Origin of the sequence: Gulosibacter chungangensis, assembly GCF_008831155.1 — a bacterium.
Lineage (GTDB): Bacteria > Actinomycetota > Actinomycetes > Actinomycetales > Microbacteriaceae > Gulosibacter > Gulosibacter chungangensis.
This window is the reverse complement of sequence record NZ_WBKB01000007.1, coordinates 24,858-39,150: the sequence shown is the minus strand read 5'-3', so window position 1 is coordinate 39,150 and position 14,293 is coordinate 24,858. Positions and strand designations below refer to the sequence as shown.

Below are 14,293 nucleotides of genomic sequence, written 5' to 3'. Positions count from 1 at the left end.
TTGGGTCAAAGCAGTACCTCAGCAAGAAGACACGATATGACCGAGTCTTCAATAGTCGAATCACTTGCCGGGCATCAGAACACCGCACTCAAATTCTGCGGTCGCCGCGGGCGCAAGTGGAGGACTTAGGACAGCTTCATGCGCCCCATCGTACGCGTCGATTTCGTCGTAGCCAAGGGCGCCGTAGAATTAGGGACTATGACCGACACCGCCACTCTCATTAAGCCTTCGCCAGCGGCCATCGGGCCAGATGGCAATCCGCGTAGCTTCTACGTGCGCACGCTCGGCTGCCAGATGAACGTGCACGATTCTGAGCGCATCACCGGGTCACTGCTTGCCGCGGGGTACGTTGAGGCACAGACCGAGGACGCCGATGTCATCGTTATCAATACCTGTGCGGTGCGTGAGAACGCGGCCAATAAGCTCTACGGCAACCTCGGGCAGCTCGCAAGCCGCAAGCGCGAGCATGAAGGCATGCAGATTGCCGTTGGTGGCTGCCTCGCGCAGATGGAGCAGAACAAGATCATTGAGCGGGCCCCGCAGGTGGATGTCGTGTTCGGTACGCACAATATGGGGTCGCTGCCGACCCTGCTGGAGCGTGCACGACATAACGCCGAGGCCGAAATCGAACTCCTCGAAGCGCTCGAAACCTTCCCCTCGACGCTGCCGACGAAGCGAGAGTCGACCTATTCGGGGTGGGTGTCCATCTCTGTGGGGTGCAATAACACCTGCACCTTCTGCATCGTGCCCGCCTTGCGAGGCAAAGAAAAGGACCGTCGACCCGGAGAAATCCTCAAGGAAGTTCAAGCACTCGTCGATCAAGGGGCAATCGAAGTCACGCTCCTCGGTCAGAACGTGAACTCCTACGGTGTTGAATTCGGTGACCGACAGGCATTCTCGAAGCTGCTTCGTGCTTGCGGCGAGATCGAGGGGCTCGAGCGCGTGCGCTTCACGAGCCCGCACCCGGCTGGCTTCACTGACGATGTCATTGACGCGATGGCCGAGACCCCGAACGTGATGCCGCAGCTGCACATGCCACTGCAGTCCGGCTCCGACCGTGTGCTCCGCGCCATGCGCCGCTCCTATCGATCGAAAAAGTTCCTCGGCATCCTCGACCGGGTACGCGAGAAGATGCCGCACGCATCCATCACCACCGACCTCATCGTTGGTTTCCCGGGCGAAACCGAGGAGGACTTCCAAGACACGCTTCGCGTGGTCGAGGCTTCGCGATTTTCGAGCGCGTTCACCTTCCAGTACTCGATTCGCGAGGGCACTCCGGCCGCGACAATGGCAGACCAGATCCCCAAGGAAGTCGTTCAGGAACGCTTCGAACGCCTCGTAGCCCTGCAAAAGCGCATTTCGCTCGAGGAGAATCAGGCTCTGGTCGGGACCACCCAGCAGGTGATGGTCGCAGCGGATGAGGGCAAAAAGGACGAGGCAACGCACCGACTCACGGGACGTGCGGAAGACAATCGACTTGTGCACTTTTCAGTGCCGGAAGGCTCGGCGACGCCGCGCCCGGGGGATATCGTTACGGTTGAGATCACCCGCGGGGCCCCGAGCTACCTTGTGGCCGATGATCCATCCGGCGCTCCCTTGCGGATTCGTCGTACCCGTTCGGGGGATGCTTGGGATGCGGCCCAGGCGGAATCCTGCGGTGCTCCTACTGGCGGGGCGAGTGAGGGCAGCGCGGTGAGCCTGGGCTTGCCAACCCTTCGAATTGGTGCCCCTGGCGCACCGTCGAAGTGGCAGTGACCAGCGAACTGATCGTCATCGGGGGCGCAACGGGGACGGGAAAGACCGGACTCTCGCTCGCGATCGCGGAACAGCTCCAGGCCGGGGGTCGTGCTGCGGAGATCGTGAATGCCGACGCGATGCAGTTCTACCGGGGGATGGACATTGGTACGGCCAAGCTCCCGGTCGATCAGCGTCGCGGCATCCCACACCACCTGTTTGACGTGCTGGATGTCACCGAGACGGCCACCGTGGCGTGGTATCAGCCGCTTGCCCGCGACACGATCACTGCAATTATTGGCCGCGGTGCGGTCCCAATCCTCGTGGGTGGGTCGGGACTGTACATCGCCTCGGTGGTGTTTGACCTCCAGTTCCCAGGAAGAGACCCGCAGATTCGTGCGGAACTTGAGCGCGAGCTTGAATCCTGGGGATCGGGAATGCTCTACAAGCGGCTACGCGATTTCGACCCCGAAGCGGCGGCGAAGATCGACCCCAAGAACGGTCGACGAGTCGTCCGCGCACTGGAAGTTATTCGAGTCACCGGGGAAAAATTTTCGGCACAGCTGCCGGAACAGGACTCCTGGTGGCGGCCGACCACCATGGTGCTCACCGAAATTCCGCGAGAGGAACTCGTCCCGACGCTGGATGCTCGGGTCGTGACGATGTGGCGTGATGGGCTGGTGACGGAGACGGCCGCGCTTGTCGAACAGGGACTTGTGGAATCGTCGACTGCGGGCAAGGCAATCGGATACGCCCAGGCTGCGCGTCAGCTGCGCGGCGATCTCAGTGAGGCGGATGCAATCGCCGAGGCGCAGTTGCTGACCCGAAAGTATTCCCGTCGACAGGTGTCATGGTTCCGCCGCTATGACACCGCGCTGCGGGTACGCGGCGATGACCCCTGGGCGGCACAGCAGGTACTGAAAGCGTTTGCATCAGACTCGGAAAGACCGTGAGATTCGCCGGTCTCCAGGCCGCTACAGTCGGCACCTACTGAGGCTCGTGCGCCGATAGCATTGCTGTCATGCCTCCCATTCAGTTCACCAAGATTCACACGCTCGGAAATGATTTTCTGGTGGTTGTCGACCCCAGCAATTCGAGCGAGCTGACCGCGGAGGAGGTGCGTGCGCTCTGCGATCGTCATCAGGGGATCGGCGCGGATGGCGTGATTCGAGCGGTGCGCAGCGACTCGGTGCCCGAGGGCGCTCGGGTGCTTGCTGAAGTTCCCGAGGCGGAATGGTTCATGGACTACATCACCGCCCGCGGGGTTACAGAAGGCTATAGCGCAAACGGTCTGCGGGCGATGGCGCGGGTACTGACCGAGTCAAACCTTGTTGATCTCCCCAAAGGCGAAACCCTTTCGATCGGCACGCGCGTGGGCGTGATGGATGTGCAGCGCAACTCCACCGACGGGTTTCAGGCCGACCTGGGTCGCTGGCGTCTTGTTGGCGGAGAACCGCTCGTGCAGGCGGGTGGACTGCGTGTGGCGCGTCCCGGCCTGGGTATCGAAGTGGGCATCCCCTTCGTCGTGGTGGCGCTCTCGAGCGAGGAAGAACTTGCCGAACTCGACCTGCGGGATGCGCCGCTCATTGAGCCCACGCATCCTGCCGGACTGAGCGTGGCCTTCGTGGTGCCGGAAGAGCCACTGGTCAAGAACGGAGTCGGTCAGTTGCGCGTGCGAACGTACGAACGTGACCTCGGAGAGACACGCTCAAGCGGCACCGCTGCGGCAGCAGTGGCCTTGGCCGTTCGGCATTGGGCTGGCGAGGGTGCGCCGCACCATTGGCGCGTGAGCGCGGTTGGTGGAGCCATGCAGGTGCGCATGTTTCCGACCGAGGAAGGCGAACATCTCGGTCAAGCTGGCCCCGCTGAGATTGTCTTCTCCGGGGCTATCGAACTCGATCAGACTGTTGCGGCAAGGTAACTACCGCCGCACCCGGATCAAACCCGAGTGACGCGCAGGACTCGGAAACCGCCCGAGGTTGAATGTCGACTGACATCGAATTCGGTGCCGAGGGATGCGGCCAGTCGCTTTTGTAAGGAATCCGCACCGAGGTTCTTGCCGACAACAAGCCAGGCCTGACCTCCGGGGGCGAGCCGCGGTAACCAGGTTCCGAGCAGCGCATCGAGCGCGGCCTTGCCGATCCGGATCGGTGGGTTTGACCAAATGACGTCGAATGCGATGCCAGCGGGCACGTCTTCGGCTTTGCCAGCTGTGACATTACGTAGTGAGTGCCGTTTGGTGTTTTCTGTCGTGAGTTCGATGGCCCGTTCGTTGACGTCAACGGCCCAAACGTTGAGATCCGGCGACTCGAGGGCGAGTGCCATAGCGATCGGTCCCCACCCGCAACCTAAATCGAGGGCATGGCCAGTTGCCGGGGGAGATGGCACCTCTTCGAGGAGAATTCGTGTTGCTCGGTCGAGGTGATCGCCGGAAAAGACGGCATTGGCGGTTGTCACCGTGAGCTGCCGACCTCGAAGACTGATCTCGATCTCACGTTTGCGTTCTTGGGCCTGCGGGTTCTCCGCGAAATAGTGTTCCGCCATGAGTAGAAAGGTAGCGCAGGGACTAGGATTGATCGAACATGCTCAATGACGTAAATGACTCCCGAGACCACGCTCGACCTGAATCTGACGACCGCAACGACGCAATCGTCGACCGAGTGCTTGCCCGCGGCGAGTCCGAACGGGACAGCACGACCGTATTCCGGCAAGCTCCGCAACCGCCGAGTTCCTTCCGACAGGGACGCGCTGAGGCCTTGCAAGATGACCGTCACACCTCGTATGACGAGCAGGTTGATGGCCTGCAGCTTGAGCGTGAAGAGCGTCGCTCATTGCAGTTCGTAGAGAGCCTTTCCACCGAACTTGAAGACGTTACCGAAGTCGAAAACCGTCAGGTTCGGCTCGAGAATGTCGTGCTCATCGGTGTGTATCCAGCCGGTTCGCAGCAGGACGGCGAAACCTCACTTCAGGAGCTGGCAGCGCTGTGTGAGACGGCCGGGGCTCGGGTCCTGGAAGGCTTGCTGCAGCGGCGCCCATATCCGGATCCGGCCACGTATCTGGGGCGGGGTAAAGCGGGTGAACTTGCTGAGATCGTGGCGGAGACCGGGGCCGACACGGTGGTGGCTGACACCGAGCTTGCACCCTCCCAGCGCCGCGCCCTCGAGGATGTTGTCAAGGTCAAGGTGATTGACCGCACCGCGGTTATTCTCGACATTTTTAGTCAGCACGCGAAGAGCCGTGAGGGTAAGGCGCAAGTCGAACTCGCGCAGCTGTCCTACCTCTTGCCGCGACTTCGCGGTTGGGGTGAGTCGATGTCTCGCCAGGCCGGTGGACAGGTGGGTTCAGCGGGAGCCGGTATGGGTTCGCGTGGTCCAGGTGAGACGAAAATCGAACTGGACCGTCGCCGCATCCATACCCGGATGGCGAAACTGCGTCGTGAGATTGCCGGAATGAAGACGGCGCGCGACACCAAACGTGCTCGACGGGATCGAAACCTCGTCCCCGCGGTGGCGATTGCGGGCTACACGAACGCCGGGAAATCTTCGCTCCTCAACCGAATTACGCGCGCCGGTGTGCTGGTTGAGAACCAACTGTTTGCAACCCTGGACGCAACCGTCCGCCGCACGGAAACTCCAGACGGCCGCCCGTACACACTGGCGGATACCGTTGGCTTCGTGAGGAACTTGCCGCACCAATTGGTCGAGGCTTTTCGTTCGACGCTCGAAGAGGTCGCTGACGCAGATGTGCTCGTGCACGTGGTGGATGCGGCGCACCCGGATCCGGCCGGTCAGATTCAGACCGTTCGCGAGGTAATCGGAGAAATCGATTCGCGGCACATCCCCGAGCTGATCGTGTTTAACAAGGCCGACTTAATCGATGGTGACACTGAGATCGCACTGCGTGGGCTGGAACCGAACTCGGTATTTGTCTCGGCTCGCACCGGCGAGGGTATCGAGGAACTGCTTGATCGCATCGCGCAGATGGTCCCGGTCGCGGAGGTTGAGGTGGACCTCGTCGTCCCCTATAGCCGCGGGGACATCGTCTCGTTTTTGCACGATGAAGGTGGCGTGCTTTCGGAATCTCACGAGGCGGATGGCACGCACCTGCACGCCCGGGTGCATCCAGATCAACTCGGACTGGTGGAGCCGTTCCGTGTTGGCGGTGCCGCTGCACCGGAACGGCGACGCCCGAATGTGCGACACAAACCGAATCTCGAGCCGGAGACGAAGGTAGAGCGCAAGCTTGAGTTGCCGCGCCGGGAGCAGAATTAGGCCGTCACGCTCGGTAACGGCGAAGCGGGCCGGGAAGAAGTATTTCGCTTCCTCCCGGCCCGCTTTTGGGTAGGCCCAATTTTGGGAAGGGCCCGCTTCGGGTAGGTATGGGGCGTCTAGATCGAGCGCATGACGGCAACCACGCGACCGAGGATCTCTGCTTCATCACCCAAGATGGGCTCGTAGGCGGTGTTGCGGGGGAGTAGCCAGGTGTGGCCGTCGCGTTGACGGAGCACTTTCACTGTGGCTTCACCATCGAGCATGGCGGCGACAATTTCGCCGTTCTGGGCGGTTTTTTGCTCGCGCACAACAACCCAGTCGCCATCGCAGATGGCGGCATCTGTCATCGAATCGCCAGAGACTTCAAGCATGAATAGATCGCCAAGCCCCACCAATTGGCGGGGAACCGGCATAACATCTTGCACTTGCTGATCGGCAGTGATCGGCACACCGGCAGCGATACGGCCCACGAGCGGAATGAGCGCCGTTTCTGCTGGCACTCGTTCTTCGGTGGTCTCGGCCGTCTGCGGCTGGTACAGCAGCTCGATTGTTCGGGCCTGGTTCGAATTCCGGCGCAGGTAGCCGTGCTTCTCAAGTTGCGCAAGCTGATGCGATACCGAAGATGAACTTGCCAGGCCTACGGCATCACCAATCTCTCGAATGGTGGGCGCAAAGCCATGGCGACCCATGTGATCGGCAATGTAGCCAATGATCGCTTCCTGCTTTTTTGTGAGGGGCTTAATGGTCGGCTTCAATTCGGGCTCCTCGGCTTGTTACCAGGGAAGGGCCGCCGGATGTCGGAGGCTCGTGGTCTTCTCCTTGTGTTGCTTCTGACTCTACTGGGACTTAAGTAAAAGTTCAAACAGATATTCGAGCGTGTTGGAAAATTCACTTCGAAGAAAACCTTGCGGTGTTGAATGTTCGAGGATACGCTTAGAACGACTGTTCGGAACGGTAATTCGAAACGGTAGTTCGAAGAATTCTAGTTGGGTTCTTCGATCGAATTTAGTTCGGGTTCTCAAACCTGAGAAGTCGAGCATCCGAAGGGAGAACCTCATGACTGCAATCTCGCTCAATGGCAGTGGCCGTCGCAATGCTGGGCTGAAGCTCACGGTGCGGGGTCGACGCCTCGTGGCAGCAATGCTGTTCGCGCCGATCGGTCTTGGCATAGGTATTGGCATCTCTCAGCTGCCAGCGGCCTTCGCGGGTGATGAAGCTGTCGTGGCCGGCGGTGTGTATGAGCAGTTCGAAGTACACACCGTGTTGGCGGGCGAATCGCTTTGGGATATTGCATCGGATCTGGTGGCCTCGCACGGGCACGACACATATGACGTGCGGGACGTTGTGAGCGAGATTCAGCGGTTGAATGGTCTTTCCAGCTCATCGCTCCAGGCTGGTCAGCAGCTGGCGCTGCCTAATCTCTGACCGGGGTCATCGGTTGTTGGTCCGCCAGCGCGCGGATGCTTTGACTGAGCGCTGCTGATTTAGCTGAGTTCGGCGCGCCAGCCGTTGATGGATTCGCTCAGGGCATAGGCGAGGGGCGGAGCCAGTCGTAATCGCCCCGCGTAGCCCGTCTAAGATGGAGCGGTGACTTCCCTAGATGAGCTACCACTTCGTGATGACCTGCGCGGCCTCAGTCCATATGGTGCGCCGCAGGAGCAGGTTCGGGTTTCGATCAATGTAAACGAAAACCCGTACCCCGTTCCCGAAGAGGTGGCAACCCATGTGATTCAGCAGATCGCACTTGCCTTGCCCGGGCTCAACCGATACCCGGATCGCGAATTCACCGTGCTTCGCGAGAAGCTCGCGAAATATCTCGGTCACGGCATCACCGCAGACCAGGTGTGGGCGGCAAACGGTTCCAATGAGGTCCTGCAGCAGCTGCTGCAGGTGTTTGCTGGCCCCGGTCGCACAGTCATGGGCTTTACTCCTACGTATTCGATGTATCCCTTGCTGACGCAGGGCGTTGGCAGTACGTATATCGCTGCAGAGCGCGACGGTGATTTTGAAATTTCTCCGGACACAGCGCGCAACGCCGTTGCGGAGCACAAGCCTGATGTCCTCATTCTCTGTAGCCCAAACAACCCCACCGGTACCGCACTATCGCTGGAGACCATCCAGGCTGCCTACGAGGCGAGTGAAGGAATCGTAATTGTCGACGAGGCCTACGGTGAGTTCCGGCCCGACGGCATGCCCTCGGCCCTCGAACTGCTACCGGGACGCCCGCGGCTAATCATCTCCCGCACCATGTCCAAGGCATTTGCCTATGCGGGAGCTCGACTCGGATACTTCGCGGCAGATCCGGTGATCACTGACGCCGTTCGACTGGTTCGCTTGCCGTACCACCTGTCGGCGATCACCCAAGCGGCCGCCTGCGGGGCGCTCGACTACAGCGAGGTCATGCTGTCGCAGGTTGACCTCATCCGAGGACAGCGTGATCGCCTCGTAGAAGAAATCGCCGCCCTCGGGTATCGGGTCTACCCATCTGCGTCCAACTTTGTCCTGTTCGGTGGCGTATCAGACCAAGCCGCCATGTTTGAAGAGTTCTACCGCCGAAGCATCCTCATCCGGGATGTCGGCATTCCCGGTTGCCTTCGCGTTACCGCCGGTACCGAGGAAGAGACCACGCTATTCCTTGAAGCGCTCGCTGAAATTACTCGCGAACGCCCCGAACTGCAAGCCCAGGAGGCAGTACGATGACTGACGCACGAATCGCCACAAAGACGCGCCAAACGAGCGAGTCCACGGTCGAGGTGACGGTAAACCTCGACGGCACAGGCAAAGCAGACATCAACACCTCGGTCCCGTTCTACGACCACATGCTCACCGCTTTCGCGAAGCACTCACTGACCGATCTCACGGTGCGAGCTACCGGCGATATTCACATTGACGAGCACCACACGATCGAAGACACCGCCATCGTGCTCGGCGAAGCGATCCGCGAGGCATTGGGAGACAAGCGCGGCATCGGTCGCTACGGTGACGCTCTGGTTCCGCTTGACGAGGCGCTCGTCCAGTGCGTTGTCGACGTATCCGGCCGCCCGTACCTGGTGCACACCGGTGAACCCGCAGGCTTCGAATTGCACCGAATCGGTGGTCACTTCACCGGCTCAATGGTCCGCCACGTGTTTGAAGCAATCACCTTCCACGCCGGACTGACCGTGCACATCCGCGTGCTCGAAGGGCGTGATCCGCACCACATCGCCGAAGCTGAATTCAAGGCCTTTGCTCGAGCATTCCGGGCAGCCAAGCGACGCGACCCCGAAGTAGACGGCGTTCCCTCGACTAAGGGCGCCCTGTGAGCCGACCGAATGTCGTCGTCTTCGACTACGGCTTCGGTAATGTTCACTCCGCAGCCAAGGCACTGGAGTATGCGGGTGCCGATGTGACGCTCTCTAAGGATCCAGAGGTGGCGCTCGCCGCTGACGGGCTCCTTGTGCCTGGTGTGGGAAGCTTTTCGAGCGTCATGGAGGGCCTGAACCAAGCTCACGGACCTCGCATTATTGACCAGCGACTTGCTGGCGGTCGAGCCGTCATGGGTATTTGCGTGGGCATGCAGATCATGTTTGATCGGGGTCTTGAGGGCGCGGACGAAGCCGCAGGGCCGGTAGTCACCGAAACCGTAGAGTTCGAACGAGTCCACGCCGCAAACGCAGATTCCTTCTGGTGGGACGAAGAAACCGAAGTTACCGCTCCCGGTACGGCAGGCCTGGAGCAATGGCCCGGCGTGGTTCGTCAATTACATGCGGAACGCCTGCCACACATCGGCTGGAGCCAGATCGAGGCAGCGCCTGGCAGCGAGCTGTTTGCCGGTATCGAAGACGAACGCTTCTATTTCGTGCACTCCTTCGCCGCGACCGAATTGGTGCTAGACGAGGTGCTGCCCCACAGCGTGCCCATCAAACTCACGTATTCAACATACGGAGAACGCTTCCTCGCTGCGGTTGAAAACGGGCCGCTAACCGCGACGCAATTCCACCCCGAGAAGTCTGGCAGCGCTGGTATCCAGCTGCTTCGCAATTGGCTCGGAACACTTTGACCGGCGCTCGCCGCACCACTACGCTGGTGCGGTCAGCGTTCACGCTGCATACACACTTTCTAACCAAGGATTTTCAGTGAGTGAATTCAACGATTCGCCAGCTTTGACGCTGTTCCCGGCGATCGATGTCAAGGACGGCAAAGCGGTTCGTTTGGTCCAGGGTGAAGCCGACTCGGCCACCGCGTACGGTGACCCGGTGGACGCGGCGAGCCAGTGGATTGAGCAGGGCGCGGAATGGATTCACCTCGTCGACCTTGATGCAGCATTCGGCACCGGCAATAACCGCCAGGTGATTCGTCGCCTCGTGGAAGCCTTCGGCGAGGATGTCCAGGTTGAGCTCTCCGGCGGAATTCGCGATGACGAGTCGCTTGAAGAAGCCGTAGAGATGGGCGTCAAGCGGGTAAACCTCGGTACCGCTGCCCTGGAAAATCCCGAATGGGCAGCAAGCGTCATCAACAGCTACGGCGAACTCATCGCAGTGGGGCTTGATGTGCGTGGCACTACGCTCGCGGCGCGCGGCTGGACCAAGGACGCCGGCGACCTCTGGGAAGTTCTGGACCGACTCGAAGCAGCAGATTGCTCGCGGTACGTCGTAACCGACGTCACCAAGGATGGCACGCTCAAGGGCCCGAACCTGGACCTGCTGCGCAGCATCACTGAGCGCACTGACCGCCCGGTCATCGCATCCGGTGGTATTTCTAGCCTCGATGACATCGCTGCACTGCGCGAACTCGTGCCGCTCGGGGTCGAAGGCGCAATCATCGGCAAAGCGCTGTACTCGAAAGCCTTCACCCTGCGCGAAGCCCTCGACGTAGCTGGCCACTAGGCAGCGAGGTTTAGAGCATGGTCGAGATTCCTCCGCACCTCCACGGTGGGCTTGCCGACTCGGCAGGCCAACCGTGGGCGGGTCGCACGTTCAGCGAGAACCCCTGGCAGAACGATGACGGCACGGCACCGGCTGAACTTGCGGAGGCACTCGCCAAATTGCGCGCTGGCGATGGCTCGCCCGTCGAGGTCGTCGACGCGCTTCGGGACACCCGACTGCTCGTGCCGCTCATCGCCGAACTCGGCGAAGAAGGTATCAATGACCAGGGCATCAAGGTGGATAAATCCGCTGACCTGTCGATCGTGACGGTGAAAGCCCCGGATGGCCGCGGCATTGTTCCAGTGTTCTCCTCAGTGGAAGCGATGCAACGATGGGATGCAAGCGCCCGGCCGATACCGGTCGATTCCCGCCGTGCAGCCCTCGCCGCGGTCGAAGAACACAACGACCTGCTCATCCTCGACCCGGGAAGCCCGGAGACGGAATTTGCCGTCCGTCGGCCGGCCGTTTGGGCGATATCGCAAGCTGCTGACTACGAGTTACCTTGGCGCGATCCGGAGGTGCTGAAACAGGCGCAAACGCTCCTGGGCATCGAACCGCGCCTGCTCGGAATTGATCTGCTACCGGGGGACCCGCAGTGCGTGTTCGCCGGACCGGAACTGTTGATCGCGCTCCACGTTGCTGCTGACTTGGACGAGGCAAGCGTGGGCAGTGTCGTCACGAACGTGCGGTCGGCCTTGGCGGGGAACTCAGAATTGGTGGAGCGGGTCGACTCGCTTGGCCTGCGCGTCGATCGAGTTTCCACCGAGCCGACCAAAACCGACAAGAAGACTCGTCGCAAACCAGGACTGTTCCGACGCCGCAACGCTGGCTAGTCTCAAGCAATGACTGCCGAACGTTCGGAGTTTCCGCCGCCAGCTAGCGCTGATGGCGTCGTAGTGCCGCGAGGACTTTCGGCGGAGGACGTGGCAAGGTCCCGCGCTCAATTCGGGAGCAATATCGTTCCGAGCAATTCGAGTCGGTCGATCTGGGGAATTCTCCGATCGAATGTGTTCACATTGTTCAACGGCATTGTTGTGGCCTGCTTCGCACTCTTGGCGATTATGGGCCGTTGGCAGGATGCCGTATTTGGTTTCTCCGCGGTGGCGAACTCCATCATCGGGGTCTGGCAGGAGTATTCCGCAAAGCGTCAGCTCGACAACCTTCGGGTGCTGCACGCACCGCACGCACATGCCTATCGTGATGGCCAACTTCTCGAACTACGCCGAGAAGAACTCGTCATCGGCGACCTCATCAGTGTAAAAGCGGGAGACCAGATTCCCGCCGATGCACGCGTACAGACCGCTTTCGGGCTGCAACTCGATGAGTCCCTGTTGACCGGGGAGGAAGACGCCGTCGACAAAGTCGCGGGGGATGCGCTCCTCTCAGGAGCCAGCGTTGTGGCAGGATCGGGCACCGCGGTCCTCGAGAAAATCGGCGCGGACTCGTTTGCGGCGAAGCTTACGGCCGAAGCGAAGCGGTTTTCGCTCGTCAACTCCGAGATCCGCAACGGTCTCAACCGAGTCTTGCGGATCGTTGCCTGGCTGCTCTTCCCAGTGATGCTGATCGTCGTCAACGGTCAGATTCAAGCGTTTGGCGGCTGGGAACTCGCGTTCACCTCGGGCGCCTGGCGGGATGCGGCTGTCGGTGCGGTGGCGGCAGCGATCGCCATGGTGCCACTGGGTTTGCTCCTGATGACTTCCGTGGCATTTGCTGCTGGTGCCCTGAAGCTCGGCAAACAGCAAGTGCTGGTACAGGAGCTGCACGCTGTCGAGGGTCTTGCCCGCGTGGATGTCCTCTGTTTCGACAAGACGGGCACACTCACCGAAGGCGGGGTGACGTATCACGAAACGCACCTAGCGCCCGGGCTCGGTTTCGGGCGCGAGCAACCTGCTGGCTGGGAACTGGCCCTGGCATCCATGGCTGCCGATGAGGGTGCAAACGCGACGGCCGCGAGCTTTGCGAGTGGCTATCCAAGCTCGCTCGCGAAACCGATTCTGCGCGAGATCCCATTCACCTCGCAGCGAAAATGGTCGGCGATCGCGCTGGCGCATGATCAAGCGCCGGGCACCTGGGTATTGGGTGGGCCGGATGTCATTCTGCGCAAGGGCTTGGATGACGAGTTGCTCGAGCAGACAGCAGAACTCGCGGATACCGGGCTGCGCATCCTCGCGCTGTGTTACTCGCGGCAAGAGCTCACTCATGAGCGCGCGAAGGCACAGTGGCTGCCGGAGGACCGGCGCGGTGTGTTGATTCTCACCTTGCGCGAACGCATCCGCAGCGATGCTGCCCAGACGGTTCGGTACTTCCTCGAAGAGGGAGTCGACTTGCGCATTATCTCGGGCGATGACCCCCGCACCGTTACGGCCGTGGCGCGGCAAGTTGGACTCATTGAGCCACAGGAACGGGGATTGGATGCCCGCAGCCTGCCTGAAAACGGTGAGGGGCTCACTGACGCGATGACAAACAATCGCGTATTCGGCCGGGTGAGTCCTACGCAGAAGCGTGAGATGGTTCGGGCGCTGCAGTCGCGCGGTCACGTCGTCGCGATGACGGGGGATGGCGTGAACGACGTGCTGGCCCTGAAAGAAGCCGATCTCGGTATTGCGATGGGAAATGGTTCGGGCGCCTCGCGAGCGGTTTCGCGCTTGACGCTGCTCGACAATCAGTTTCAAGCCTTGCCGGATGTCGTGCTTGAAGGGCGCAAAGCGATCGCCAATGTCGAGCGGCTATCGATGCTCTACCTGTCGAAGACCGCCTGGGCGATCTTGATCGCGATAATTTTCGGGCTACTCCTATGGCGATACCCCTTCGAGCCGCGACAAATGTCATTTCTCGATGGCATTTCGATCGGCCTGCCCGCCTTCGTCCTGGCGCTGCTGCCCAATACTCGTCGATACCTCACCGGGTTCTTCCGACGTGCCGTGGCGTTCGCGCTGCCTGCCGGAATCATCATCACCCTCGGGGTGATTGCGGTTGTCACTGTGGGCTTACTGTTCGAGCAGTCCACTTCGCAGCAACAGACCGCGGCATCCCTCGTGTTGGCTGTCTTGAGCCTTTGGGTACTCGGACTGGTGTGCCGACCGTTCCGCCCGATCCTGGCAGTAGTCATAGTCGGCAGTGTGAGCGTGCTCATTGTGTCGCTCTACCTGCCGATCACCGTGTGGTTCTTCGGCTTCGCCTGGCCGGATGCACCGGTGCTGTGGGCAGTCGGAGTCACCTGTGTGCTTGGTTGCCTGGCGCTCGAACTGCACGGTCAATGGCGAATGCGCGTGGCGGCTCGCGAACTTGCCGAGAATTCGCTTGCGCCGAAGCAAAGCAGCATGCCGGACGCCTAATCCGGGCAACGAAGAGGGCCTGGATCGTGCAGAGCAATCCAGGCCCTTT

Annotated in this window: 13 protein-coding genes; 11 read left to right on the top strand and 2 right to left on the bottom strand. The window is 60.9% G+C overall.

Annotated elements, in window-relative coordinates; genetic code table 11:
* Window positions 1–198: 198 nt before the first annotated feature.
* From miaB to F8O05_RS11090, 3 genes are all read left to right on the top strand, one after another.
* Window positions 199–1,755, top strand: a complete 1,557-nt coding sequence (gene miaB / locus F8O05_RS11100; RefSeq protein WP_158052821.1) for a tRNA (N6-isopentenyl adenosine(37)-C2)-methylthiotransferase MiaB — start codon at window positions 199–201, stop codon at window positions 1,753–1,755.
* Window positions 1,752–2,687, top strand: coding sequence for a tRNA (adenosine(37)-N6)-dimethylallyltransferase MiaA (gene miaA, locus F8O05_RS11095; protein ID WP_158052820.1), 936 nt, complete (start codon window positions 1,752–1,754; stop codon window positions 2,685–2,687). Before miaB ends, miaA begins: the two co-directional genes overlap by 4 nt.
* 68 nt (window positions 2,688–2,755) lie before the next feature.
* Window positions 2,756–3,655 carry a diaminopimelate epimerase gene (locus F8O05_RS11090; RefSeq protein ID WP_158052819.1) on the top strand — a complete coding sequence of 300 codons (900 nt, stop codon included), beginning with the start codon at window positions 2,756–2,758 and terminating at the stop codon, window positions 3,653–3,655.
* Window positions 3,656–3,672: 17 nt separating this feature from the next.
* Here the strand turns inward: F8O05_RS11090 and F8O05_RS11085 are convergent, their stop codons facing one another.
* The gene (locus F8O05_RS11085; protein WP_158052818.1) at window positions 3,673–4,278 is read right to left on the bottom strand and encodes a class I SAM-dependent methyltransferase; all 606 of its coding nucleotides are present in this window, start codon (window positions 4,276–4,278) and stop codon (window positions 3,673–3,675) included.
* 38 nt (window positions 4,279–4,316) lie between these two features.
* On the opposite strand from F8O05_RS11085, the gene hflX reads away from it, so the two are divergent.
* Complete coding sequence (gene hflX / locus F8O05_RS11080) at window positions 4,317–6,005, top strand: GTPase HflX (RefSeq protein ID WP_158052817.1); 1,689 nt, start codon at window positions 4,317–4,319, stop codon at window positions 6,003–6,005.
* A gap of 116 nt (window positions 6,006–6,121) precedes the next feature.
* Here the strand turns inward: hflX and lexA are convergent, their stop codons facing one another.
* The gene (gene lexA, locus F8O05_RS11075) at window positions 6,122–6,760 is read right to left on the bottom strand and encodes a transcriptional repressor LexA (protein WP_158052816.1); all 639 of its coding nucleotides are present in this window, start codon (window positions 6,758–6,760) and stop codon (window positions 6,122–6,124) included.
* Between the two features lie 301 nt (window positions 6,761–7,061).
* Between lexA and F8O05_RS11070 the strand changes: the two genes are divergently transcribed.
* The 7 genes from F8O05_RS11070 to F8O05_RS11040 all read left to right on the top strand — a co-directional run bounded on the left by F8O05_RS11070 (window position 7,062) and on the right by F8O05_RS11040 (window position 14,244).
* On the top strand, window positions 7,062–7,430 hold the full coding sequence (locus F8O05_RS11070) for a LysM peptidoglycan-binding domain-containing protein (protein WP_158052815.1): 369 nt from the start codon (window positions 7,062–7,064) through the stop codon (window positions 7,428–7,430).
* Between the two features lie 162 nt (window positions 7,431–7,592).
* Window positions 7,593–8,705: a histidinol-phosphate transaminase gene (locus F8O05_RS11065; RefSeq protein ID WP_158052814.1), complete on the top strand. Its 1,113-nt coding sequence runs from the start codon at window positions 7,593–7,595 to the stop codon at window positions 8,703–8,705.
* Entirely contained in the window at window positions 8,702–9,307 is a 606-nt protein-coding gene (gene hisB, locus F8O05_RS15320) for an imidazoleglycerol-phosphate dehydratase HisB (RefSeq protein WP_158052813.1), read from the top strand. Before F8O05_RS11065 ends, hisB begins: the two co-directional genes overlap by 4 nt.
* Window positions 9,304–10,044, top strand: a complete 741-nt coding sequence (locus tag F8O05_RS11055) for an imidazole glycerol phosphate synthase subunit HisH (protein WP_158052812.1) — start codon at window positions 9,304–9,306, stop codon at window positions 10,042–10,044. Before hisB ends, F8O05_RS11055 begins: the two co-directional genes overlap by 4 nt.
* A 76-nt stretch (window positions 10,045–10,120) precedes the next feature.
* Window positions 10,121–10,870 carry a bifunctional 1-(5-phosphoribosyl)-5-((5-phosphoribosylamino)methylideneamino)imidazole-4-carboxamide isomerase/phosphoribosylanthranilate isomerase PriA gene (priA, locus tag F8O05_RS11050; protein ID WP_158052811.1) on the top strand — a complete coding sequence of 250 codons (750 nt, stop codon included), beginning with the start codon at window positions 10,121–10,123 and terminating at the stop codon, window positions 10,868–10,870.
* A 17-nt stretch (window positions 10,871–10,887) separates the two neighbouring features.
* Window positions 10,888–11,742: an SseB family protein gene (locus F8O05_RS11045; protein WP_158052810.1), complete on the top strand. Its 855-nt coding sequence runs from the start codon at window positions 10,888–10,890 to the stop codon at window positions 11,740–11,742.
* Between the two features lie 9 nt (window positions 11,743–11,751).
* On the top strand, window positions 11,752–14,244 hold the full coding sequence (locus F8O05_RS11040; protein WP_158052809.1) for an HAD-IC family P-type ATPase: 2,493 nt from the start codon (window positions 11,752–11,754) through the stop codon (window positions 14,242–14,244).
* Window positions 14,245–14,293: the final 49 nt, after the last annotated feature.

What these genes read in the sequence shown, in the direction of transcription:
- miaB (WP_158052821.1), top strand. Translation starts at nt 199, where the DNA reads ATGACCGACACCGCCACTCTCATTAAGCCTTCGCCAGCGGCCATCGGG.
- F8O05_RS11090 (WP_158052819.1), top strand. Translation starts at nt 2,756, where the DNA reads ATGCCTCCCATTCAGTTCACCAAGATTCACACGCTCGGAAATGATTTT.
- F8O05_RS11085 (WP_158052818.1), bottom strand. Translation starts at nt 4,278, where the DNA reads ATGGCGGAACACTATTTCGCGGAGAACCCGCAGGCCCAAGAACGCAAA.
- hflX (WP_158052817.1), top strand. Translation starts at nt 4,317, where the DNA reads ATGCTCAATGACGTAAATGACTCCCGAGACCACGCTCGACCTGAATCT.
- F8O05_RS11070 (WP_158052815.1), top strand. Translation starts at nt 7,062, where the DNA reads ATGACTGCAATCTCGCTCAATGGCAGTGGCCGTCGCAATGCTGGGCTG.
- hisB (WP_158052813.1), top strand. Translation starts at nt 8,702, where the DNA reads ATGACTGACGCACGAATCGCCACAAAGACGCGCCAAACGAGCGAGTCC.
- F8O05_RS11045 (WP_158052810.1), top strand. Translation starts at nt 10,888, where the DNA reads ATGGTCGAGATTCCTCCGCACCTCCACGGTGGGCTTGCCGACTCGGCA.
- F8O05_RS11040 (WP_158052809.1), top strand. Translation starts at nt 11,752, where the DNA reads ATGACTGCCGAACGTTCGGAGTTTCCGCCGCCAGCTAGCGCTGATGGC.